The following is a 23449-nucleotide window of genomic DNA, read 5'->3' on the forward strand; positions in this document are numbered from 1 at the left end:
CCAACCTTTTAAACACCCCCCCCGGGCGCGGCTCCGCCCCCCCCGGGCCCCCCCCCCCGACGCCGGCTCAGTGGGACGTAGTGGCCTTCTCGGACCCCGCCCCCGTGAGCGACCGCACCTCCATCTCGGCGAACTTGGCCGCGTCGCCCTTCTCCTTGCTCGTGAGCGTCCCGACGATCCCCAGGAGGAACGCGAGCGGGATGGTGACGATCCCGGGGTTCTCCAGGGGGAACCACGCGACGTCGATCCCCGTGTCGCGGATCATCGACGCGCTGGTGCCGTCCGGGTTGACCTTCCCGGACACCACCGGGGAGAACGCGATGAGCACGATGCAGGAGACGAGCCCGCCGTACATGCTCCACAGCGCGCCGCGGGTGTTGAAGCGCTTCCAGAAGAGCGAGTAGATGATGGTGGGCAGGTTGGCGCTGGCCGCCACGGCGAACGCCAGTGCGACGAGGAACGCGACGTTCTGCCCGTTGGCGAAGATCCCGCCGACGATGGCGAGAGCCCCGATGACCACGACGGTGATCCGCGCGACGCGCACCTCTCCGTCGGGCTTGACCTCGCCCTTCTTGATCACGGACGCGTAGATGTCGTGGGCGAAGCTCGCGGCGGCGGTGATGGTGAGCCCGGCGACGACGGCGAGGATCGTCGCGAACGCCACCGCCGAGATGACCCCGAGGAGGATCTCGCCACCGAGCTCGAACGCGAGCAGCGGCGCGGCGGAGTTCACCCCGCCGGGCGCCGCGAGGATCGTGTCGGACCCGACGAGCGCTCCTGCCCCGTACCCGAGCACGAGGGTGAAGAGGTAGAAGATCCCGATGAGCCAGATGGCCCAGACCACCGAGCGGCGGGCCTCCTTGGCGGTGGGCACGGTGTAGAAGCGCATGAGGACGTGGGGCAGGCCGGCGGTCCCGAGGACGAGGGCGAGCGCCAGGGACAGGAAGTCGAGCTTGCTCGTCTCGCTCGCCCCGTAGCGGGCGCCGGGCTCGGCGAGCGCCGGGTTGCCCGACATGTCGATGGCGCCCTGGATGAGGTCCGAGAGGTTGAACCCGAACTTCGCGAGGACCCACACGGTCATCACGCCGGCTCCGGCGATGAGGAGGATCGCCTTGATGATCTGCACCCACGTGGTGCCCTTCATCCCCCCGACGAGGACGTAGAGGATCATCAGCGCCCCGACGACGGCGATCACGACGCCCTGCCCCACGGCGCCGTCGATCCCGAGAAGGAGGGCGACGAGCCCGCCCGCCCCGGCCATCTGGGCGAGGAGGTAGAAGAAGACGACCGCGAGGGTGCTGATGGCCGCGGCCATCCGCACGGGCCGCTGCTTGAGCCGGAACGACAGGACGTCGGCCATCGTGAACTTGCCGGTGTTGCGCAGCAGCTCGGCGACGAGCAGCAGGGCGACGAGCCAGGCGACGAGGAAGCCGATGGAGTAGAGGAAGCCGTCGTACCCGTTGACGGCGATGGCGCCGCAGATCCCGAGGAAGCTCGCGGCGGACAGGTAGTCGCCGGCGATGGCCGTCCCGTTCTGGGGTCCGGTGAAGCTGCGCCCCCCGGCGTAGTAGTCGGCCGCCGTCTTGTTGGTCCGCGAGGCACGGAGCACGATGACGAGGGTCACGGCGACGAACGCCAGGAAGATCCCGATGTTCACGACCGGGTTGCCGATGTCCTCGGCGGCGAGGACGACGACGGGCTGGGCGGTGGTGGAGGTGCTCATGCGACGTCCCGTCCCTCGATGCGCTGGCGGAGCTCGTTGGCGATGGGGTCCTGGTGCTTGTTCGCCCACCGGGCGTAGGCCATGGTGATGGCGAACGTCGACACGAACTGCCCCAGGCCGAGGACGAGACCGACGTTGACCGTCCCCCACACCGGTGTGCTCATGAAGTCGTGCGCGTAGTCGGCGAGGAGCACGTAGGCGAGGTACCAGACGAGGAAGAGCGCGGTCATCGGGAAGACGAAGCGGCGGAACCTGCGACGCAGGTCCTGGAACTCCGGGCTGTCCTGCACCGTCTGGTAGTCGGTCCGGGTGAGTCCGTCAGGACCGCGCTCGTCGTCGAGGGGGCCTGGCGTGGAGGGGTCGGTCATCGCGTCTCCAGTCGTCCGGGTGCCGCGCCTCGTTGCGCTTGCACACCGGAGCAAATGTGACGGAAAGCACGTTCCGCCGCAACCCGGAGGAGTCGGTTCCCTTGCGGCCGTGCTCGGAGCGCACAGCCCGTGCGCAGGGCACTGCCCGCGTGACGGGTAGATTTCGCGCGTGAACACACGATGGACGACCCTCCTCGGCGTCGCCGCTCGCGCGCTCCGCCGGGCGACCCGCACCTCCGGCAGCCAGGAACGACCGACCACAGGGCGACGGTCCCCCGCACCGTCGCCCCGGCCCGCCCCCGGGGCAGGCACGGGTGAACGCCCGGCGCCGAGCCCGTCCGGCTCGGGCTACCCCGGCGACTACGACGGTCGCATGGTCGCCCGGTACGCCCCGCGGCCCGACGGCGCCCCCGACCCCGGCGAGATCGTCTGGACGTGGGTCCCCTACGAGGAGGACCACACCCAGGGCAAGGACCGGCCCGTCCTGCTCGTCGGGCACGACGGGGCGTGGCTGCTGGGCCTCATGCTCTCGAGCAAGGACCACTCCGACGACGCACATCGCCGCGGCACGGGCGGGCCCCGGTGGACGGACATCGGCGCCGGGGCGTGGGACCCTCGCGGCAGGGAGAGCGAGGTCCGCCTCGACCGGGTGGTCCGCGTGGACCCGGCCGCGGTCCGCCGCGAGGGCGCCGTCCTGGACCGTCCGACGTTCGAGCGCGTCGCAGGGCTCCTGGACCGCTGATCGGGGCTGGTAGCACCCATCGCACGCCTGCTACTGTTGTGAGTTGCGTGCCCACCCGGGTCGGTGGACACCATTCCAGTGCCTCTCCACGGGTTCCCCACCCCAGTCCCGGCGCTGGAACTGCCTTCTACGACCTGTTCAGATCGCTTCGGCGACAATTACAAGAGAGTCCTCACGTGGCGAACATCAAGTCCCAGATCAAGCGGATCCGCACGAACGAGAAGGCGCGCCTGCGTAACAAGGCCGTCAAGTCCGAGCTCAAGACGCACGTCCGTCGTGTGCGCGAGGCCGTCGCCAGCGGCGACAAGGACGCTGCGACCGCTGCACTGATCAGCGCATCGACCAAGCTCGACAAGGCCGTGTCCAAGGGAGTCATCCACTCCAACCAGGCCGCGAACCGCAAGTCGGCTCTGGCGAAGGCCGTCAACGGCCTGTGAGTCTCCGCTCGTCCGCCCTCCGGGGCGGTCGAGCACCGCGAAGGCGCCACTTCCCGTGTCGGGGTGGCGCCTTCGTCGTCCCCGGACACCGTGCCCGGCGCGCGCCGGGCCTCAGCGGCCAGCGGCGCCCGCCACGGTGAGGACCGCGCGCTCGACCGCGAACACGGGGTCCCGGCTCGCGCCCTTCACCTCGGCGTCCGCCTGCGCCGTGGCCGTGATCGCCGTCGCGAGCCCCTCGGGGGTCCACCCCGCGAGGTCCTTGCGCGCACGGTCCACCTGCCAGGGGGCGAGGCCGAGGTCGGAGGCCGTCCCACCACGACCCCGGAGGCTGGCCACCTTGGCGAGGGTGCGCAGCTTCATCGCGAGGGCCGCGACCACCGGGACCGGGTCCGCGCCCGTCGCGAGCGCGTGCCGCAGCAGCGCGACCGCCTGCCCGGCGTCACCCGCGATCGCCGCGTCGGCCACCCGGAACCCGGTCGCCTCGACCCGGCCGCCGTAGTACTTCTCGACGGCCGCCTCGTCGACGGCCCGGTCCGAGTCGGCCACGAGCTGGGAGCACGCCGCGGCGAGCTCCCGCAGGTCGCTGCCGACCGCCTCGACGAGGGCCCGCACGGCACCCGCCGAGGCACGACGCCCGGCACGCCGGAACTCGGCGCTCGCGAACGCCACCTTGTCGGCGTCCTTCTTCACCGCGTCGCACGTCACCACGGGCGCGCCCGACGCACGGATGGCGTCGAGCATCTTCTTGCCGCGCACGCCGCCCCGGTGCTCGACGACGAGCCACACGTCGTCGGCCGGGCGGGGCAGGTAGTCGACGACGTCGGTGATGAGGGCGTCCGACGCCGTCTCGCACCCCTCGAGGACGACGATGCGCGGCTCCCCGAAGAGCGACGGGCTGGTGAGGACCGCCAGCATCCCGGGCTGGTACGCGGCCGCGGTGACCTGGGTGCGTTCCACCTCGGGGTCGTGGTCGCGCGCGAGACCGGTGAGCCGCTCGACCGCCCGGTCGACGAGGAGCCCCTCGCTGCCGTGGACGAGGACCACCGGTGCGAGGGTCGCCTCGTCCCACGTCAGCCCCGGCTGCTTGGCCGAGGACGATCGGGATGCGGGACGACGCGAGGGGGCAGCCATGCGCTGATCGTGCCACGGCCCCACCCACGTCTCCAACGACGCGACGGGGCCTCACAGGCACGAGCCGGCGACGAGGACGTCGTCACCCCGCACGACGAGGCCCACCGTCCCGCACAGGTCCGTGCGGACCACGGCCGCACCCACCGACCGGTAGAGGTCGAGCGCGTCCACCGTGGGGTGACCGTAGGTGTTGCCCGCACCCGAGCTCACGAGAGCGACGCGCGGCGCGAGGAGCCCTGCGAGCGCCCGGTCCTGGGTGGCGGACCCGTGGTGGGCCACCTTGACGACGTCGACGGGCTCGTCGGGGCCTGCCTCGAGCACGGCCCGCACCCCCGCCTGTCCGCTCGTCTCCAGGTCACCGAGCCCCACCAGGCGCAGTCCCTGGGCACGGACGTCGAGCGCGACGCTCCCGTCGTTCGCACCGAGCCCGGCACCCGTCGCCGGCCAGAGCACCGACCAGCGGACGTCACCTCCGTCGGGCCCGCCGCCCCCGGGGAGGGTCCCCTGCAGGTCCGGTCCCGCGACGCGCACCGGGATCCCCGCGTCGACGAGCGTCCGCATCGTCGCCCGCTCCTGGTCGGCGGGCTCCGCGACCGGTGAGACGAGCGCCCCGGTCACCGTCCGACCCTGCAGGGCCTCCTGCAGCCCGCCCACGTGGTCGGCGTGGAAGTGCGTGAGGACCAGGAGATCCAGGTGCTCCACACCGAGCGCGTCGAGGCAGTCCCCCACTCCCCCGTCCTGCGGGCCGACGTCGATGAGCAGGGCGTGGCCCGGTGACGTCCGGACGAGCGTCGCGTCCCCCTGTCCCACGTCGCACGACGCGACCACCCAGTCCTCCGCCCAGGGCACCTCGAGGCCGCCGGTACGTCGGACGAGGTCCCCGAGCCAGGCAGGGCGCACCACGGCGAGGACGAGCACGGCGACGAGGAGCAGCGCCACACACCGGACCGCGGGCAGCACGGGCCGGAGCGCGGCGCGCGCTCCGGCGTGGCGTGCCGCGCGTTCCACGTCGCGGGTGCCATCGTCCGAGCGCCACGACGGGGCTCCGCGCGAACGGTCCGCGCGCGACCGTCGCGCACGGGACAGGCGAGAGCTCAGGACCTCGACAGGTCGAACCGCCACGAGTGCCACGCCCGCCGCCGTGACCCCGGCGAGGAGCCACGCGCCTGCCGGCCCCGGGAGCCACGGGAGGCGAGCACCCGGGACGTCGGCGAAGACCTCGGCGACCAGGGCGATCCACGCGGTCGCCCATCCGGCGCCCGTGGCCAGGAGCAGGGAGACCGCGGGTGCCCACGGCGCGAGGAGCGCCCCGAGGACACCGAGGACCGTCGCGGGCACGAGGGCCGGTGCTGCGAGGAGGTTCGCCGGGACCGCGTACAGCGACACCGACGGGTCGAGGAGGACGACGACGGGAGCGCACGCCAGCTGGGCGGCGAGAGGGACCGCGACGGCGAGCGCGGCCCACCGGGGCACGAAGCGTTCGAGCCACCGGGTGACGGGCGCCGTGCCCACGACCAGTCCGGCCGTGGCGAGGACCGAGAGCACGAACCCGAAGGACCGGGACATCCACGGGTCCACGAGGAGCAGGACCAGGACGGTGACGCACAGTGCCGCCATCGACTGGGAGGGGCGCCCCAGGAGGATCGCGAAGAGCGCGACGGCGCACATGACGGCGGCCCGTAGGACGCTCGGCTCGGGGTGGACGAGGAGCACGAAGCCCGCCATGACGACGCCGGCGACGGCGACACGGACCCAGCGGGGTGCCGACAGCACCGTGCAGAGACCGAGCACCGCCGCGGCGAGGATCGCGAAGTGCGACCCGGAGACGGCCGTGACGTGCGTGAGGCTCGTGGCGAGCATCGCCTCGTCGAGGTCGGGGGGCAGCCGGGAGGTGTCGCCGATGGCGACGCCGGGGACCAGGCCACGGGCCTGCGGCGACAGGTCGGCGGTGACGTCGAGGAAGTCCGCCCGGATCGCGTTCACGGCACGCCCGAGCGGCCCGGGTGGTTCGACGACGCGGACCCTGCACGCCGTCAGGGACGACGGGTCGTCCTCCACGAAGGCGAGGGCGGCGCGGGTGTCCCCCGCGTCCGTGGCACCGAGCGTGGCCGGGAGGTCGACGGTCGCGCCGTATGCCAGGTCGAGGAGCTCTGGTCCTCCGAGGACGAGGACGGTGGCGCGCGCCGGGCCGCGCACGTCCCCCGCGTCCACGGTCGTGGCCACCGACGTCACCCGGACCGTGACGCGGTAGCGGTCCCCCTGCGCGCCCGAGCGCAGGGGGACCACCTCGGAGGCGACCACCCCTCGCAGGCAGCCGACGTCCCCGGAGGTGAGCATCTCCCCGACCAGGCCGCCCGACCGCGCGGCCCCCTGGACGGTGACCGTGGCGGCGAGGACGAGGAGCGTGCACGCGACGAGCAGCACCTGGCCCCGGACAGCACCGAGGCCGTGCGGAACGCCGAGCACGACGAGAAGGACGAGGGCCGCCGCGACCGCGACGCCTGTGACCACGCTCCCCGGTGCCGCGACGAGCACCGTGGCCGCGACCCAGCACGCGGCGGCTGCGGGGACCAGGCGGAGGTCGACGACCGGCACGTCACACCGAGACGAGGTCGCGGACCTCGTCGAGCACCTTGGGGCCGATCCCGGAGACGTCGGTGAGCTGGTCGACGCTCGTGAAGGGGCCGTTCGCGTCCCGCCACCCGACGATGCGCGCGGCGAGCGCCGGGCCGATCCCAGGGAGGGTGTCGAGGTCGTCGACGGTCGCCGTGTTGAGGTCCACGACGCCGCCCGCGGCCTGGCCCGGGCCACCACCAGGGCCCGTCGTTCCCGCTCCGGGGACGACGGGTGGGACCTCACCGGCCTGCGGCACGTACACCTGCTCGCCGTCGACGACCTCCCGGGCGAGGTTCACCGCTCCGGTGTCGGCGAGACCGGTCGCCCCGCCGGCGGCCTCGATCGCGTCGAGCACTCGCGACCCTGCAGGGATCTCCACGACGCCGGGTGTCACGACGTTGCCGGCGACGTGCACGAGGACCGTGGCTCCCGACCCCTCGCCAGGTCCTCCTGCAGGGTGGCTCTCGTCGCCGGGCCCGGCGGGCTCCGCCCCACCGTCCTCCCCGGCCCCAGACTCGCTCGCGGGGTCGATCACGGGGTCGATCGCGGAGAGGGGCACGGGGTCCTCGGAGGTCGTGACGAGCGTCCTCAGCACCAGCCCGCCGCCGAGGAGGGCGACGACGACACCGAGGGTGATAGCAACCCGGAGGCTCAGGGTCCAGCGTCGTCGTGCGGTCTCGCGGGCGACCAGCCCACCGTGCTCCATGGGGTGCCCGTGCGCCGCCGTGTAGGCCGTGGATACCGACCCCATGAGCCCGGAGACCGCCCTGAGGCGCTCGCCGTCGTCCGCGTGCGGGGAGGGGTGCTGCCGTGGTGGGAGCCGGGGGGTGGGCTCGAGCCGTCCTGTGGTCACGGGCCCGACGCTAGGTCGGTCGGTCACGGACGTCCCACGGCAGTGCATCACCCTGGGGAGAGGTCAGCCGTCCCCCGACCTGTGGGCGACGTCCCGGGAGACGACGAGCGCGACGAGACCAGGGCCGGCGTGGACGCCGAGGACCGCCGACACCGGTGAGACGAGGACGTCCTGACCGGTGGCGTCCCGCACCCGCCGCGCACAGGCCATGACGAGCTCGTCGTCCCCGAGGTGGTGCATCGCGACGCGTGCCCCCTCCTCCTCGAGCGCCTCCACGGCGGCGGCGACGAGACGGTCGAGGACAGCGGCCCGGCCCCGGACCTTCTGCACGACGTCCACCCGACCGTCGCGCACGCCGAGCACCGGGCGGAGCCCGAGGACGGACCCGACGGCCGCCGCGGCAGGGCTCAGGCGCCCCCCACGACGCAGGTGGTCGAGGGAGTCGACGACGAAGAGGGCGGTGCTGCCGCTGGCCGTCCGCAGGGCGGCCCGGACCACGTCGGCCGTCGGGAGCCCGTCCTCGGCCGCGCGGGCGGCGGCGAGCACCGCGTACCCGAGTGCCATCGCGACGGTGCGGGAGTCGACGACCTCCACCGGCACCGGGCTGGACCGCGCGGCGAGGGCCGCGGCGTGCACCGTGCCGGAGAGGTCGCCGGACAGGTGCACGGAGACGATCCTCTCCGCACCGGCGGACGCGGCGGCCTCGTAGGTGTCGAGGAACGCCTGGACCGACGGCTGGGACGTCGTGAGCCTCTCTCGGCGGCCGAGGAGCGCGGCGAGGTCCTCCGTGGTGAGGTCGACCCCTTCATGGTGGGGCGTGCCGTCGACCACCACCACGAGCGGCACCACGTGGACGCCCGACCTCTCGGCGAGGTCGGGCGGCAGCGACGCCGTCGAGTCGGTCACGACGTGCACCCGCCGGGGTGACGTGGCCACGGAGGCTAGGCCGGCACGATGTTCACGAGCTTGGGTGCCCGGACGATGACCTTGCGGACCCCGCGGCCGTCCATGGCCCGCTGCACGCCGGGGTCGGCGAGCGCGAGCGCCTCGAGGGTCGCGTCGTCGGTGTCGGGCGCCACGTCGGCTCGTCCGCGGACCTTGCCCTGGACCTGGAACACGCAGGTCACGGTGTCCTCGACGAGGTGCTGGGGGTCGGCGACCGGGAACGGCTCGCGGGCGAGCGACGTCTCGTGGCCGAGCCTCGCCCACAGCTCCTCGGCGATGTGCGGGGCGACGGGCGCCGTCATGAGGACGAGCGCCTCCGCCGCCGCTCGGGGTACGGCGTCCAGCCCGGTGAGGTGGTTGTTCAGCGTGATGAGCTTCGCGATGGCCGTGTTGGCCCGCATGTTCTCCATCTCGACGCGCACGTCGGCGATGGTGCGGTGCACCATCCGCAGGGTCTGCGTGTCGGGGGCGTCGTCGGTCACGGTGAGCTCGCCCGTGTCCTCGGAGACGACGTTGCGCCAGAGGCGCTGGAGGAACCGCTGCGAGCCGACGACGGCCCGGGTGTCCCACGGGCGGGACACGTCGAGCGGGCCCATGGACATCTCGTAGACGCGGAAGGTGTCCGCCCCGTACGCCTCGTACATCTCGTCGGGCGTGACGACGTTCTTCAGCGACTTGCCCATCTTGCCGTACTCGCGGGTCACGGCCTCCCCGCCCCAGGAGTAGGTGGTGGTCCCGTCCTCGGCGGTGGTCTCCTCGACCTCGGCTGCGGGGACGTGCTGGCCGCGCGCGTCGACGTAGGCGTACGCCTGGACGTACCCCTGGTTGAAGAGCTTGTGGAAGGGCTCGACGCTCGAGACGAACCCGAGGTCGAAGAGCACCTTGTGCCAGAACCGGGCGTAGAGGAGGTGGAGCACCGCGTGCTCCACGCCTCCGACGTAGAGGTCCACGCCACCGGCGGCTCCGGCGGTCGCGTTGTGCTGCGGCCCCATCCAGTAGGAGTCGAGCGTCGCGTCGACCGGGGCGTCCGCGCCGGCCGCGCTGTTGGTGGGGTCGAGGTAGCGCAGGTAGTACCAGCAGGACCCGGCCCAGTTGGGCATGGTGTTCGTGTCGCGCCGGTAGGAGCGCGGTCCGTCGCCGAGGTCGAGCGTGACGGTCACCCAGTCGTCGTTGCGGCCCAGCGGCGGCTCCGGGGAGGAGTCGGCGTCGTCGGCGGCGTAGGTGCGTGGCGAGTAGTCCGGGACCTCGGGGAGGTCCACGGGCAGCGCGGAGTCCGGCAGCGCGATGGGCTGGTCGTCGTCGCCGTAGACGACCGGGAACGGTTCGCCCCAGTAGCGCTGACGGCTGAACAGCCAGTCGCGCAGACGGTAGGTGACCGTGCCGGTCCCGGCGCCGCGCGACTCGAGCCACGCGATGATGGCGCTCTTGGCGTCGGCGACGGACATGCCGTCGAGGCTGATCTCGTCGTTGGACGAGTTGATGATGGCGCCGTCACCGGTCCGTGCGCCCTCCGGCGTGCCCTCGGGTGCGTCGACCGTGTGGATCACCGGCAGACCGAAGGCCTCCGCGAAGGCGTGGTCGCGCTCGTCGCCGCCGGGGACGGCCATGATGGCGCCCGTCCCGTAGCCCATGAGCACGTAGTCGGCGGTGAACACGGGCACCTGGGCGCCGTTGACGGGGTTCTCCGCGACGATCCCGGTGAACACGCCGGTCTTCTGCTTCGCGTCGGCCTGGCGCTCGACGGCCGTCTTCGCCGCCGCCTGTCGGGCGTAGGCGGTCACGGCGTCGGCCGGGGTGGCGCTCCCTCCGGTCCACGCCTCGGGGGTGCCCTCCGGCCAGGCGGCCGGCACGGCGCTCGCGAGCACGGGGTGCTCCGGGGCGACCACCATGAACGTCGCCCCGAAGAGGGTGTCCGGTCGCGTCGTGAACACCTGGATGCCCGCGGGAGCGTCGTCGACGGCGGGTGCGCCCGGCACGGTGAACGTCACGTGGGCGCCCTCGGAGCGGCCGATCCAGTTGCGCTGCATCGCCTTGACCTTGTCGGGCCAGTCGATGAGCTCGAGGTCGTCCGCGAGGCGGTCGGCGTAGGCCGTGATCCGCATGTTCCATTGGCGCAGGCTGCGCTGGAAGACGGGGTAGTTGCCGCGCTCCGACCGGCCGTCCGAGGTGACCTCCTCGTTGGCGAGCACGGTGCCCAGCCCCGGGCACCAGTTCACCGGGGCGTCCGAGACGTAGGCGAGGCGCTGGTCGTTGACGACGGCACGCTGCTCGCCGACGGTGAGGTCCGCCCACGCGCGGCCGTCGGGCGTCGCCCGCGTGCCCGCGGCGTACTCGGCCTCGAGCTCCGCGATCGGGCGTGCGCGGCCCGTGCCGCCGTCGGGGCGCGGCGCGCTCTCGTCGTACCAGGAGTTGAAGATCCGCAGGAAGATCCACTGCGTCCAGCGCACGTAGTCGCTGTCGGTCGTGGCGAAGGACCGGCGGTCGTCGTGCGCCAGGCCCAGCCGGCGCAGCTGGCGCTGCATGTTCGCGATGTTCTGCTCGGTCGTGACGCGCGGGTGCTGGCCCGTCTGGACCGCGTACTGCTCGGCGGGCAGACCGAACGCGTCGAAGCCGAGGGCGTGGAGCACGTTGTCGCCGAGCATGCGCCGGAACCGGCCGACCACGTCCGTCGCGATGTACCCGAGCGGGTGCCCCACGTGCAGCCCGGCACCCGAGGGGTACGGGAACATGTCCATGACGAAGAAGCTGGGGCTCGCCGGGTCGGCGTGCTGCCCCGAGGCGTCGGTGAGCCCTCCCGACGGGTTGGCGGCGTGGAAGGTCCCGAGCTCCTGCCAGCGCTGCTGCCACCGGAGCTCGATGTCCGTCGCGAGGGCCGCGGTGTAGCGGTGGGCGGGCTCACCGGGGACGCCGCCCGCTCCCTGCGCGGTCGGGGCGGCACCGTCACCGGTGGGAGGGACGGTCGAGCTGGGTGCATCCTGCGTGGTCACCCGGGCGAGTTTACCGCCCGTCAGGCCTGCTGGAGGTGCGCCGCGATCTCCGGGGCCATCCCGATGAGAACCCATGCGACGACCACGAGGACGAGCGCGAGCGCGAGGAGGAGCCGGTTCTTCGTCACGACGGACCGCACGCCCTCGGGGACGCGGATCATGCGCTCCTCGACGAGGTGCACGAACGTGTACCAGGTGAGCGGCACCACGGCGGCCCACACCACCATGCAGTACGGGCAGAGCTTGCCGAGGACCGCGACGGACGTGTGGACGAGGAAGACGACGAGACCGAGCGCCAGGATGGTGCCCACGAACAGCGACCACCAGTACCACCGGGGAAGGCGCGCCCCGGCGAGGACGACCACGCCGGTGGTCACGACCACCGGGAACGCCGCGACGCCGATGAACGGGTTGGGGAAGCCCAGGAGCGCGCCCTGCCACGAGCCCATGGCGACGCTGCAGTCGAGGAAGATGTTGATGGAGCAGCTGGCGACGTGGTCCGGGTCCGCGAGCTTGAGGACCTTCTCGATGGCCAGGGCGAGCGACGCCGCGAAGCCGACCGCACCGAGGACCACGAGGACCCATCCGATGCGCTGGGGCGAGGCGGCCGGCACGGTCGCGAGGCCGTCGTGCGCGTCCTGGTCGGTCGCGGGGGCGTCCGGATGAGGTGCGTTCACTCCGTGCTCCTTCGTGCCTGGTCACCTGCGGACGACGGGTCGCCCGCAGGGGGGGAGGTGCGACCGTCGTCGGTCGCACCTGTGGCGACGCTAGCGGGCGACCCTGGACGTTCGCTGGGGCGCGCACCGTCCGGTGCAGGGTCGTCGAGCACGCTCGCGTCGACCCGGGCGGTGCTCTGCCTCCCGAAGAGGAGGACGACCCCGAGCCCGAGGAGGGTCATGAGCGCTCCCGCCCAGGCGAGCGTCAGGTACCCGAGCCCGCCGGCGAGCATGAGGCCACCCACGAACGCGCCGTTGGCGTTGGCCGCGTTGAGGGACGAGTGGCACAGGGCCGCGCCGAGGGACGGCGCCGCCGGCGACAGGTCCATGAGCCGTGCCTGGAGCGCGATGCCGAGCACCTGGGACGTCACGCCGAGCGCGACGAGGGCCAGGACTGCCGGCACCGGGGACTCCCCCACCAGCGCGAGCACCACGAGGGAGAGCGCGGTGGAGACGTAGCCGATGTAGACGGCGCGCATGACGTCGAGGTCGACGAGACGCCCGCCCACGAGGACGCCCGCGGTCATGCCGACCCCGAAGAGCGCGAGGACCAGGGGCACGCTGCCCTCGGAGAGGCCGGTGACGAACATCAGGGTGGGCTTGACGTAGGAGTAGACGACGAAGAGCCCGCCGAAGCCCACGGCCGTGGCGACGAACGACACCCAGAGCGGACCGTTGCCGAGCGCCGTGAACTCCTTGCGGGCGCTCGCCCCGAGCGGTGCCGGCGTCGCGGGGAGCAGCGCGGCGAGGAACACGACGGTCACGAGGCCCAGCCCGCCGACGATGAGGAAGGTGGCACGCCAGCCGAGCTCCTGCCCGGCCCAGGAGGACAACGGGACGCCGATGATGTTCGCGACCGTGAGACCCGCCATCATCATGGCCACCGCGTGCCCCCGCCGTGCGGCGCCGACGACCGCGGTGCCGAGGACGGCGCCCACACCGAAGAACACCCCGTGCGGGAGGCCGGTGAGCAGCCTGCCCACGAGGAGGACCTCGAGCGACGGGGCCCACGCGGACAGGAGGTTCCCGACGGCGTACGCGCTCATGAGCCACACGGCGAGGGTCTTGCGGGCCGCGCGGGCGGCGAGGACCGTGATGAGAGGCGCTCCGATGACGACGCCGAGCGCGTACGCGGTGATGGCGTGGCCGGCGTCGGCGATGGACACGTCGAGCCCGTCGGCGATGTTCGTGAGGATGCCCATCGTGGCGAACTCGGTGGTGCCGATGGTGAAGCCGCCGAGCGCGAGCGCCAGGAGCGCGGCAGCGGGGTGCCCCGCGGCCCTGCCCCGGAGGCCCGGGGCCCGGCTCGACGTCGCCCCTCGCTGGTCGCTAGTCACTCGGCCACCACCCAGAGCGCGTGGGCGGCACGCAGACCCAGGTCGGTGCGCCGCACGTCGTGCGGGTCCTCGACGGGCGACCACTCGACGCACACCACCCCGGCGTAGTCGCGGCGCTCCACGACGAGCATGCGGGCGTCGAGGCCGATGCCGAGCTCCGTGAAGTACCGCAGGACCTCGGGTTCGGCGTCGGAGATGCGCGCGACGTGCCCGCGCGTCCCGGCGTCGAGGACGGCGAGCGTCCGCGCCGACGGCGACGGGACGCTCCCGTCCGCGGCCGGGATGGGATCCCCGTGCGGGTCCCGGACGGGGTGCCCGAGGCGGGCGTCGATGCGCTCCACCATGAGGTCGGACACCGCGTGCTCGAGGACCTCTGCCTCGTCGTGCACCTCGTCCCACGTGTACCCGAGCTCGGAGACGAGGAACGTCTCGATGAGGCGGTGGCGGCGCACGATCGACAGCGCGTGGCGACGACCGAGGTCGGTGAGCTCCACCGAACCGTAGGGGCGGTGCTCGAGGAGGCCCTGGCGGCCCAGCCGGCGCACGGTCTCCGACACGGTCGACGGACCGACCCCGAGCCTCTCCGCGAGGAGCTTGGTGGTCACGGGCTCGGTGGACCACTCCTGGGCGCTCCACACGACCTTGAGGTAGTCCTGGGCCACGGAGGTCAGCTCAAGATCTGTCACCTCGCAAGCCTAGGTCACGCCCGACGGGTCCTGCGGTGCCGTGTCACGGTGTGCACCACCCCGAAGGTGACGCCCTGGGCGAGCACCACCATGCCCGCCGTGGACGTGTCGAGGTGGTAGCTCCCGTACGTGCCGACGAGGGCGCAGAGTACGGAGACCGCCGGCGCGACGAGGAGCATCCGGTCGAACCGGTCGGTCACGAGGAACGCGGTGGCACCCGGGATGATGACCATCGCGACGACGAGGACGACCCCCACGGCCTGGAGCGCCACCACGACGGTCACGGCGAGGCAGACCAGGAGCAGTGCGCGCAGGCGACGCGGGGACAGCCCGATGGCGTGGGCGTGGATGGGGTCGAAGGCGAGGAGGGTGAGGTCCCGCCGCTTGACGAGGAGCACCGTGGTGGTGAGGACCCCGAGGACCACCACCTGCCAGATGTCGCCGTCGGTGACGCCGAGGAGGTTCCCGAAGAGCACGTGGGAGAGGTCCACGTGGCTCGGTGTCACGGACACGAGCACGAGCCCCAGCGCGAACAGCGACGTGAAGACCACGCCGATGACGGCGTCCTCCTTGAGGCGCGTGGTGTCGCGGACCGTCCCGATGAGCGCGACGGCCCCGAGGCCGAAGACGAGCGCACCGAGCGCGAACGGCAGGCCGAGGGCGTAGGACAGCACGACGCCGGGCAGCACCGAGTGGGACACGGCGTCCCCCAGGAGCGACCACCCGACGAGGACGAGCCAGCACGAGAGGACCGCGCAGACGACGCTCGCGACGACGGTGACGAGGAACGAGCGCTGCATGAACTGCAGCGCGAACGGGTCGGTGAACCAGGCGAGGACGTCGGCGGTCATCGGGCCACCTCCCCACCGAAGCTCAGCGCGAGGTTCTCTGGCGTGAGGACCTCCCCGGGTGGACCTGCGGCGAGGACCCGGTGGTGGACGAGGACGACGTGGTCGGCGAGGGCCGGGAGCGCCGCGAGGTCGTGCGTGGAGACGAGGACGGCTCCGCCGCGTGCGGTGAGGTCGCGCAGCACCCCGGTGATGACGCGCTCGGAGCGCGCGTCGACCCCGGCGAAGGGTTCGTCGAGGAGGAGGACCTGGGCTCCCTGGGCGAGCCCGCGGGCGACGAAGGCACGGCGGCGCTGCCCGCCGGACAGGCGGCCGACCTGGCGGTCGGCGAGGTCGCCGAGCTCGACCTGCTCGAGCGCGGCGTCCACGGCGTCGCGGTCCTCCTGCCGCAGACGGCGCGTGATCCCCAGCCGCCCGTACCTGCCGGTCGCCACGACGTCGCGAACGCTCACCGGGAAGTCGTCGTCGACGGCCTCCGCCTGGGGCACATAACCGACCAGGCCCGTGCGACGCGCCTCGTCCGGGGTGCGCCCGAGGATCTCCAGGGAGCCGGAGTCAGGCCGGAGGATGCCCATGAGGGCCTTGAACACGGTGGACTTCCCCGCACCGTTGACGCCGATGAGCCCCGTGACCTCACCGGTGCGCACGTCGAACGCGGCACGGTCGAGCGCAGGCGGCCCCTCGGCACGGCGCCCGGAGCCGGCCGGGTACCGGTAGGTGACGTCGCGCACCCGCACCGCGAGGTCCGCGGCGGCCCACACGGGGCCCGCGCCCCTGACGGAGCCCTGGCGCGCCCTCACCCGTCCACCTCCTCGCCGGTGAGCCCTGCCACGACGAGCTCGACGTCGTAGGTGAGGAGGTCGACGTAGGTGGGGACGGGGCCGTCCGCCGCGGAGAGGGAGTCGACGTAGAGCTCGCCGCCGTACGCGCTCCCGGCCTCCCTCGCGACCTGCTCCTGCGGACCGGACGAGACCGTGGTCTCGCAGAACACCGCCGGGACGTCCCTGGTCCTGATCGCCTCGATGGCGCTCTCCATCCGTCGTGGGGTGGCCTGCTGCTCCGCGTTCACGGGCCACAGGAAGATCTCGTCGAGCCCGGCGTCCCTGGCCAGGTAGGAGAAGGCGCCCTCGCACGTGGCGAGGACGCGCGCCTCGACGGGGAGCTCACCGAGCGCGGCGGTGAGGGTCGCGTGGAGCTCGACGAGCTCGTCGGCGTACTCGCGGGCGTTCGCCCGGTAGTCGTCGCCGTGCTCGGGGTCGAGCTCGGCGAGCGCGGTGGCGATGCGCTCGGCGTACCGGGCGCCGACGAGCGGCGACATCCAGGCGTGCGGGTTGGGTGGCGGGTCGCCGCCGGTGTCGGCCCGGGTCACGGGAACGGTCTCGATGCCGTCGGACAGCGTGAGGCGGGGGGCGTCGAGGCGTGCGGTGAAGTCGTCGAACCAGACCTCGAGGCCGAGGCCGTTCTGGACGACGAGGTCGGCATCGATGGCGCGGGCGACGTCGCCCGGGGTGGGCTCGTAGCCGTGGATCTCGGCACCGACCTTGGTCACGGACTCGACGTGGACGTGCTCGCGGCCCACCTGCCGGACCATGTCCGCGACGACGGTGAAGGTCGTCACCACGAGGAGGCGGTCCCCGGCGATGTCACGCGGCGAGGGTGCCGTCGTGGCGCAGGCGGTGGCCGTCGCCAGGAGGGTGGCCCCCAGCACGGCTCCGAGCACCCGCGGGGCGAAGCGTCGACGACAAAAGTTCGGCATACCGAACTTTTGCATGGGGGTTCACCCCTGTCCACCCGAGGAGCGGCTACTCCTCCGCCACGCCCTCCGTGGTCTCGTCCCGCGGCTCGTCCGCACCACCCGCGTCGTCCCCGGCACCGCCCTCGGTCGTCCCGCCCTCGTCGGCCTCGACCACGGGCGGCTGCGGGAACGCCAGCCGCGCCCCCACCTCGACGCTCGCGTCGGGGCGCACCTGGACGATCTGGTAGTCGAGCATCACGCGGCGCTCGCGGTCGAACCGGAAGACGGTCATCTCGGCGTCGCCGTTGAGCGGCCCGACCGTGGGCTGCCCCTCGACGGACCCCGCGGTGGACGACCCGATGTACCGGATGCCCAGGCCGTTGCGCAGCGGGCCGTACCGGGTGTGGAAGTGCCCGGAGAGCTGCACCGGGACGCACCCGGAGGCGAGGACCGGTTCCCCGACCTTGGGGGTGTGGATGAGGAGGATGTCCGCCGGGTCGCGCGCCTCGCACGCGACGTCGCGGAGCCGCTCCCCCGCCTCGAGGTAGGTCTCGCCGTCCACGGACGTCGACCCCTGGCCGATCCGGGTCTCGTTCGGGTCGCTGTCACCGAGGATGCGGACCCCGGCGACGTCGACGATCTGGCCGTCGAGGACGGTCACCCCTGCCTCCGCCGCGTGCTGGGACGTGAGCTCGGAGTCGTGGTTCCCGTCCGCCTGGACCATGCGGGCACCGCTCGGGACGGCGCTCGCGAAGGACTCCATGCAGAAGCGCTCGACGGCGGTCCCGTTGATGGTCGTGTCGCCTCCGTTGAGCACGACGTCCGCGCCGGAGAGCTCGGCGACGGACCGGATGAGAGGGGTCATCCCGGTGTTGCAGTGGAGGTCGGTGATCATGAGGAGGGTGACCACGTCCTGGTCCTGCGGCGCGATGACGTCCGGGACCTGCGCCGGCGGCTCGCCCGCCCCCTCCTCGGCCTCGTCGGTCTGCTCGCCCGCGGCGGGACGGTCGGACCCCTCCCCGGCCTCCTCAGGCCCTGCGGACCCTGTGCCCTCCGGGGCCCCCGCAGTGCCGTCGGTGCCCTCGGTGCCGTCAGGGGCGGGATCGTCCGGGTCGGTGCTCGACGCCGGATCCGTGGGGTCCGCCGTCGAGCGTGCGGGGACGTTCTCCTCGAGGCGCGTCCCCGACTGCTCGAGGAGCTCGGCGCGCTCCGCCCACGCCGTGTGGAGGTTCCTGTCGGCCTGGGCGTAGAAGCTCTCGTTGTCCCGGTACACGTCGACGAGCTGTCCGCCGTAGGTGTCGATGACACCCGAGAGCCGCCCGGTGATGCGGGCGCCCTCGAGGGGTGTCCCGTCGAACACCGGGGACGCCTGCGACCCGACGGCCTGGAGCCTCTCCTCGACACGGCCGGCCGTGGTCACCCCGGCGACGAGGGCGACGACCACCGCCACCGTGGTGAGCTCCCACGTCCGCCGGGCGAGCGGGCGCGAGAGCTCCAGGCGGCGTCCCGGGCCGAGCACGAAGTACCCCGCGACGGCGACCACGAGGACCACGAGGAGGGCTGCGACGGTGCGGCGGATCGCGTCCTGGACGAGCGCGCCGACGACGAACGCCACGGTCTCCTGCGGCCCGCCGAAGAACTGCAGGTACCCCTCGACGTCGGACGCGAGGGCGTCGAGCGTGGTCGAGGAGTCCACGAACTGCAGGTCGTCCGGGATCTCCTCGATGGTGACCCGGACCCCCAGCGGGCCGGGGGCCGGGGAGCGCAGCTGCACGGTCCCCAGGGGGCCGAGGTCGACGGTGGCGATGGCGTTCATCGTCACCTCGTAGGTGGCGTTGTGCGGTCCGAGGCTCGCCTCGGTGCGCGCTCCTGCGACGCCGAAGAGCGCGCAGGAGAGGACCACGAGCGTGACGACGAGCGTCCGGCGGAGCCAGCGGGGCGGCACGGGGGCGCTGTGCGGCGGGTGCGCGCGCACCCGGTCGAGGAGGTCCTGCGCACGGGTGCGGGGCGGGTGCGGCGGCTGCGGACCCACGCTCAGTTCCCCGCGGCCCGGTAGCGCGCGACGACGTCGTCGGGGATGCGGCCCCGGGCGGGGACGTCCACGCCGTGGGCCCGCGCCCAGGCGCGCAGCGCAGCGGGGTCGTGGTCGGTGACGACGTGCGTCATGCCCCTCGTCGTCCCGAGCCGGCCCACCCGGCGTGCCGCCGCGACGAACGGCGCGAGGTCCTCCCGCAGGCGTGCGGCATTGGCCGTCGAGAGGTCGATCTCGTGGTCGACGCCGTCGACACCGAAGCGCACGGTCTCGCTCGCCTCACCGCCGTCGAGGTCGTCGGTGAGAAGGATCGTCGTCTGGCGTGCCACGTCTGCTCCAAGCTCCGGTGCGACCCGGACGGGCCGCGGGCGCCCCGATCGTAACGCGCAGGTGCGGGCGTCGCCCGGCGCAGCCCGGGTGCTGCGCCGGGCGGTACGAGGAGGACGTGGTTAGCCTCGACGCATGGCCAGGACGATCGCGACAGCGCAGCGCACCACCCGTGACGAGCTCCTCGAGTTCGTCAGGCCCCGCCACCGGGCGGTCCTCACGACGTACCGGCGGGACGGGAGCCTGCAGTCCTCCCCCGTGGCGTGCGGCACGGACCCCGAAGGCAGGATCGTCGTGTCGACGTACCCGGACCGGGCCAAGGCGGTGAACCTGCGGCGCGACCCGCGCGTGTCGCTGTGCGTCCTCTCCGAGGACTGGGACGGCCCGTACGTGCAGGTCGACGGCCGGGCCGAGGTGCTCGACATGCCGGACGCCCTCGAGCCGCTCGTCGACTACTTCCGCTCGATCTCCGGGGAGCACCCGGACTGGGAGGAGTACCGGCAGGCGATGGCGGCGCAGGACAAGTCGCTCCTGCGGGTGACGATCGAGCGGTGGGGGCCGGTCGCCACCGGGGGGTTCCCCGCGCGCCTCGGCTGACGGGTCCGTCAGTCGGAGCCCGTCCTCGCCCGCCGCGTCTGCTCGACGCTGCGCCGCAGGACGTCCATGAGGTCGACGACCTCCGCGTCCTTCGACTCCCCCTCCTCCGGTTCCTCCCCGAAGGTCGCTGCCGTGTCGAGGGAGTCGCCCTGCTCGAGCTTGGCGTCGATGAGGGTCTGCAGCTGCACCTGGTACTCGTCGGTGAAGCGCTCGGGCTCGAAGTCGCTCTCGAAGCTCTTCACGAGCGCGGCGGACATCTCGAGCTCACGGTCGCTGATCCGCGCCTCCTCGGACAGCGCCGGGAAGTCGGCCTCGCGCACCTCGTCCCCCCAGCGCAACCCCTGGAGGGTGAGCACGCCCTCCCGGACGCGCAGCGCACCGAGCCGCGAGCGCTGCCGCAGGGAGAAGTTCACGACGGCGACCCGGTCGGTGGCCTCGAGGGTGCGGACGAGGAGCATGTACGACTTCACCGACCTGGAGTCGGGCTCCAGGTAGTAGGCGTGCTCGTACATGATCGGGTCGATCTGCTCGGAGGGCACGAACTCGACGACGTCGATCTCGCGGCTGCGCTCCACGGGGAGGGCGTCGAGGTCGTCGCCGGTGAGCACGACGGTGCGCTCGCCGTCGTCGTAGGCCTTGGCGATGTGGGAGTACTCGACGACCTGCTCGCAGACCTCGCACTGGCGCCGGTAGCGGATGCGTCCGCCGTCGGCGTCGTGGACCTGGTGGAGGCCGATGTCGTGGTCCTCGGTGGCGCTGTAGAGCTTCACGGGCACGTTGACGAGCCCGAAGGTGATGGCGCCCTTCCAGATGGCTCGCATGCGTCCATGATGCTCCCGCGTGCCGCTGCGCGCACGCGAGGCGATGATGGCTCCGAGGGGCGGGCGGTGCCCGCCCGCGTCGGACCGGGGGGTGGGCGTGCCCGCAGGATCGTCGAGCACCACGAGGCAGGTGGTCACCGTCGGGGGCCACCGGCTGGTGCTGACGAGCCTGGAGAAGGTCATGTATCCGGCGACGGGGACCACCAAGGCCGACGTCCTCGCGTACCTCGTAGCGGTCGCGGGGCCGCTCGTCGCGCACGCCGGCGGGCGGCCCGCGACGCGCAAGCGGTGGGTGCACGGCACGGACGGCCCGGTGTTCTTCCAGAAGCACCTCGACGGGACGACGCCGTCGTGGGTGCGCCGTGGCGAGATCGAGCACTCCGCGGGTCCTGGTGCCTACCCGTTGGTCGACGACGTCGCGACCCTCACGTGGCTCGGTCAGACGGCGGCCCTCGAGGTGCATGTCCCGCAGTGGAGGTTCGGTCCGGACGGGTCTGCGCTCCCACCGGACCGGATCGTGCTCGACCTCGACCCGGGCCCGGGCGTCGGGCTCGTGGAGTGCGCGCAGGTGGCGCACTGGGCTCGGGAGGTCCTCGAGGGCATGGGGCTGGCCCCGTTCCCCGTGACGAGCGGCTCGAAGGGCATCCACCTGTACGCGGCGCTCCCGGGCACCGACGACGCCGCGACCGTGCGGGACGTGGCCCACGAGCTGGCCCGGTCGCTCGAGGCGGACCACCCCGACCTCGTGGTGAGCGACATGAAGCGCTCGCTGCGTGCGGGGAAGGTGCTCGTCGACTGGTCGCAGAACAGCGCGAGCAAGACCACGGTGGCCCCGTACTCCCTGCGGGGGCTCGACCGGCCCACGGTCGCCGCCCCGCGGACGTGGGCGGAGCTCGACGCCCCGGACCTCGGCCAGCTCGAGGCCGACGAGGTGGTGGCTCGGCTCGCGCGGGACGGCGACCTCCTCGCGGGGCTCCTCACGGGCGAGCACGACACCGTCGAGGCCGGCGGCGGGACGACCTCGCGTGGGAGCGCACCGCCGGCGGACCGCCTCGCGGTCTACCGCTCCAAGCGCGACGCGTCGCGCACCCCGGAACCGGTACCCGACCGCGTGGCGCCGCCGTCGTCGTCGGCCCCGGTGTTCGTGATCCAGGAGCACCACGCACGACGCCTGCACTTCGACCTGCGTCTCGAGCGCGACGGGGTCCTCGTGAGCTGGGCGCTCCCCCGGGGCGAGCCGACCGACCCCGCCCGCAACCACCTCGCCGTGCGCACCGAGGACCACCCCCTGGAGTACGCGACGTTCGCGGGGACCATCCCGCGCGGCGAGTACGGGGCGGGCGAGATGACGGTCTGGGACCACGGCACCTACGAGACCCACACGTGGCGCGACGACGAGGTGGTCGTCACCCTGCGCAGCGACGGGAGCGCCGGCACCGACCGCGGGACCCGTCGGCTCGCCCTGGTCCGCACCGGCTCGGACACGTCACCGGACTCGTGGCTGGCACACCGGACGAAGGACGCCCGGCGCGCCCCGGCGGCGCGGGTGCCCGCCCTCTCCCCGATGCTCGCGACGGCCGGGACGTCGCGGGACGTCGACGCCGCGTCGCCGTGGGCCTTCGAGATGAAGTGGGACGGGATCCGGGCGGTCGTCACCGTCGAGGACGGTCGGGTGCGCCTCACGAGCCGCAACGGCCTGGACCTCACCAGGTCCTTCCCGGAGCTGGCGGCGGTCGCGGGCCTCGTCGACGGTGACGCGGTCCTCGACGGGGAGGTCGTCGCGCTCGACGGCGGCCGCCCGGACTTCGGCCTCCTGCAGACCCGGATCCACCTCTCGGAGCCGGCGGAGGTCGCGGCCGCGCAGGCACGGCAAGCGGTGGACCTCATGGTGTTCGACGTCCTCGACCACCGGGGCCGACGGGTCACCGGTGAGCCGTACGACGCCCGCCGCGAGCTCCTGGCCCGGGTGGTCACCGAGGGCGGACCAGTCCACGTGCCGCCCGCCTTCGAGGCGGACGCCGGACCGGACGTGCTCCGGCTCGTGACGGAGGCGATGTCGTCCAGCCGCGAGCTCGGGCTCGAGGGTGTCGTCGCCAAGCGCCGCGACAGCACGTACCGGCCCGGGCGTCGAGCGCGGTCCTGGATCAAGCTCAAGCACGAGCGTGCGCAGGAGGTCGTGGTCGTGGGCTGGCGTCCGGGGCGAGGCGAGCGCACCGGGCGCCTCGGGTCGCTCCTCGTCGCCGTCCCCGGGGACGACGGTGCGCTGAGGTACGCAGGTCGGGTCGGGTCGGGCCTCAGCGACCGCACCCTCGATCGTCTCGCCGCGGACCTGGGCCGCAGAGCCCGGCCCAGCCCGCCGCTCGACGACGTGCCGTCCGCGGACGCGTCCGACGCGTGCTGGGTGACCGCGGACCTGGTGGGCGAGATCACGTTTGCGGGGTGGACGGCGACGGGACGGCTGCGACACCCCGTGTGGGGAGGGTGGCGGCCCGACAAGGGCCCGGCGGACGTCCGCCGCGAGGGCTGAGCCCGGAGCGGGACCCGACTC

20 protein-coding genes are annotated in these 23449 nt (G+C 73.2%); 4 read left to right on the plus strand and 16 right to left on the minus strand.

The genetic code is table 11. The features are described 5' to 3' along the window. Positions 1–67: 67 nt before the first annotated feature. Positions 68–1723, minus strand: a complete 1656-nt coding sequence (locus tag JAV76_RS05050) for a monocarboxylic acid transporter (RefSeq protein WP_198732937.1) — start codon at positions 1721–1723, stop codon at positions 68–70. Further along, the gene (locus JAV76_RS05055) at positions 1720–2091 is read right to left on the minus strand and encodes a DUF485 domain-containing protein (protein WP_198732938.1); all 372 of its coding nucleotides are present in this window, start codon (positions 2089–2091) and stop codon (positions 1720–1722) included. Before JAV76_RS05055 ends, JAV76_RS05050 begins: the two co-directional genes overlap by 4 nt. A gap of 169 nt (positions 2092–2260) precedes the next feature. Here JAV76_RS05055 and JAV76_RS05060 point away from each other — a divergent pair, with 169 nt between their 5' ends. Both JAV76_RS05060 and rpsT read left to right on the plus strand, forming a co-directional pair. Further along, entirely contained in the window at positions 2261–2833 is a 573-nt protein-coding gene (locus tag JAV76_RS05060) for a type II toxin-antitoxin system PemK/MazF family toxin (RefSeq protein WP_307843997.1), read from the plus strand. Between the two features lie 176 nt (positions 2834–3009). Continuing rightward, on the plus strand, positions 3010–3270 hold the full coding sequence (gene rpsT / locus JAV76_RS05065) for a 30S ribosomal protein S20 (RefSeq protein ID WP_198732939.1): 261 nt from the start codon (positions 3010–3012) through the stop codon (positions 3268–3270). A gap of 111 nt (positions 3271–3381) precedes the next feature. Here the strand turns inward: rpsT and holA are convergent, their stop codons facing one another. From holA to JAV76_RS05130, 13 genes are all read right to left on the minus strand, one after another. After that, positions 3382–4401, minus strand: coding sequence for a DNA polymerase III subunit delta (holA, locus tag JAV76_RS05070; protein WP_198732940.1), 1020 nt, complete (start codon positions 4399–4401; stop codon positions 3382–3384). 51 nt (positions 4402–4452) lie between these two features. After that, positions 4453–6996: a ComEC/Rec2 family competence protein gene (locus tag JAV76_RS05075; RefSeq protein ID WP_198732941.1), complete on the minus strand. Its 2544-nt coding sequence runs from the start codon at positions 6994–6996 to the stop codon at positions 4453–4455. 1 nt (position 6997) lies between these two features. Next, the gene (locus JAV76_RS05080) at positions 6998–7870 is read right to left on the minus strand and encodes a helix-hairpin-helix domain-containing protein (RefSeq protein ID WP_307843998.1); all 873 of its coding nucleotides are present in this window, start codon (positions 7868–7870) and stop codon (positions 6998–7000) included. A 63-nt stretch (positions 7871–7933) separates the two neighbouring features. Then, positions 7934–8776 (minus strand): DegV family protein, encoded by an 843-nt coding sequence (locus tag JAV76_RS05085; protein WP_307843999.1) that lies wholly within the window; start codon positions 8774–8776, stop codon positions 7934–7936. Positions 8777–8811: 35 nt separating this feature from the next. Then, entirely contained in the window at positions 8812–11802 is a 2991-nt protein-coding gene (leuS, locus tag JAV76_RS05090; RefSeq protein ID WP_372403158.1) for a leucine--tRNA ligase, read from the minus strand. A gap of 20 nt (positions 11803–11822) precedes the next feature. Further along, positions 11823–12479, minus strand: coding sequence for a vitamin K epoxide reductase family protein (locus JAV76_RS05095; RefSeq protein ID WP_198732943.1), 657 nt, complete (start codon positions 12477–12479; stop codon positions 11823–11825). After that, on the minus strand, positions 12476–13855 hold the full coding sequence (locus JAV76_RS05100) for an MFS transporter (RefSeq protein ID WP_307844000.1): 1380 nt from the start codon (positions 13853–13855) through the stop codon (positions 12476–12478). Before JAV76_RS05100 ends, JAV76_RS05095 begins: the two co-directional genes overlap by 4 nt. Beyond that, positions 13852–14541, minus strand: a complete 690-nt coding sequence (locus JAV76_RS05105) for a metal-dependent transcriptional regulator (protein ID WP_198732944.1) — start codon at positions 14539–14541, stop codon at positions 13852–13854. The genes JAV76_RS05100 and JAV76_RS05105 overlap by 4 nt, the downstream gene beginning before the upstream one ends. Positions 14542–14555: 14 nt before the next feature. After that, entirely contained in the window at positions 14556–15341 is a 786-nt protein-coding gene (locus tag JAV76_RS05110) for a metal ABC transporter permease (protein WP_372403199.1), read from the minus strand. A gap of 47 nt (positions 15342–15388) precedes the next feature. After that, positions 15389–16189, minus strand: a complete 801-nt coding sequence (locus JAV76_RS05115; protein ID WP_307844001.1) for a metal ABC transporter ATP-binding protein — start codon at positions 16187–16189, stop codon at positions 15389–15391. Further along, positions 16186–17160 carry a metal ABC transporter solute-binding protein, Zn/Mn family gene (locus tag JAV76_RS05120; RefSeq protein ID WP_230401857.1) on the minus strand — a complete coding sequence of 325 codons (975 nt, stop codon included), beginning with the start codon at positions 17158–17160 and terminating at the stop codon, positions 16186–16188. Before JAV76_RS05120 ends, JAV76_RS05115 begins: the two co-directional genes overlap by 4 nt. A 31-nt stretch (positions 17161–17191) precedes the next feature. Continuing rightward, positions 17192–19156: a metallophosphoesterase family protein gene (locus JAV76_RS05125; RefSeq protein ID WP_198732946.1), complete on the minus strand. Its 1965-nt coding sequence runs from the start codon at positions 19154–19156 to the stop codon at positions 17192–17194. Between the two features lie 2 nt (positions 19157–19158). Further along, positions 19159–19485, minus strand: coding sequence for a histone-like nucleoid-structuring protein Lsr2 (locus tag JAV76_RS05130; RefSeq protein ID WP_198732947.1), 327 nt, complete (start codon positions 19483–19485; stop codon positions 19159–19161). Positions 19486–19618: 133 nt separating this feature from the next. Between JAV76_RS05130 and JAV76_RS05135 the strand changes: the two genes are divergently transcribed. After that, positions 19619–20080 (plus strand): PPOX class F420-dependent oxidoreductase, encoded by a 462-nt coding sequence (locus JAV76_RS05135; protein ID WP_198732948.1) that lies wholly within the window; start codon positions 19619–19621, stop codon positions 20078–20080. An 8-nt stretch (positions 20081–20088) separates the two neighbouring features. On the opposite strand, the gene ku is transcribed toward JAV76_RS05135, so the two are convergent. Then, entirely contained in the window at positions 20089–21084 is a 996-nt protein-coding gene (gene ku, locus JAV76_RS05140) for a non-homologous end joining protein Ku (protein WP_372403162.1), read from the minus strand. Between ku and JAV76_RS05145 the strand changes: the two genes are divergently transcribed. Next, positions 21083–23428, plus strand: a complete 2346-nt coding sequence (locus JAV76_RS05145; RefSeq protein ID WP_230401858.1) for an ATP-dependent DNA ligase — start codon at positions 21083–21085, stop codon at positions 23426–23428. The genes ku and JAV76_RS05145 overlap by 2 nt on opposite strands. Positions 23429–23449: the final 21 nt, after the last annotated feature.

Source organism: Sanguibacter suaedae (assembly GCF_016342785.1).
In the GTDB taxonomy this organism is placed as follows: Bacteria; Actinomycetota; Actinomycetes; order Actinomycetales; family Cellulomonadaceae; genus Sanguibacter; species Sanguibacter suaedae.

Coding starts and splice junctions, on each gene's coding strand:
- holA (WP_198732940.1), bottom strand. CDS start 4,401: ATGGCTGCCCCCTCGCGTCGTCCCGCATCCCGATCGTCCTCGGCCAAG.
- ku (WP_372403162.1), bottom strand. CDS start 21,084: ATGACCTTCTCCAGGCTCGTCAGCACCAGCCGGTGGCCCCCGACGGTG.
- JAV76_RS05120 (WP_230401857.1), bottom strand. CDS start 17,160: ATGCAAAAGTTCGGTATGCCGAACTTTTGTCGTCGACGCTTCGCCCCG.
- JAV76_RS05135 (WP_198732948.1), top strand. CDS start 19,619: ATGGCCAGGACGATCGCGACAGCGCAGCGCACCACCCGTGACGAGCTC.
- JAV76_RS05110 (WP_372403199.1), bottom strand. CDS start 15,341: ATGCAGCGCTCGTTCCTCGTCACCGTCGTCGCGAGCGTCGTCTGCGCG.
- JAV76_RS05145 (WP_230401858.1), top strand. CDS start 21,083: ATGTATCCGGCGACGGGGACCACCAAGGCCGACGTCCTCGCGTACCTC.
- JAV76_RS05050 (WP_198732937.1), bottom strand. CDS start 1,723: ATGAGCACCTCCACCACCGCCCAGCCCGTCGTCGTCCTCGCCGCCGAG.
- JAV76_RS05055 (WP_198732938.1), bottom strand. CDS start 2,091: ATGACCGACCCCTCCACGCCAGGCCCCCTCGACGACGAGCGCGGTCCT.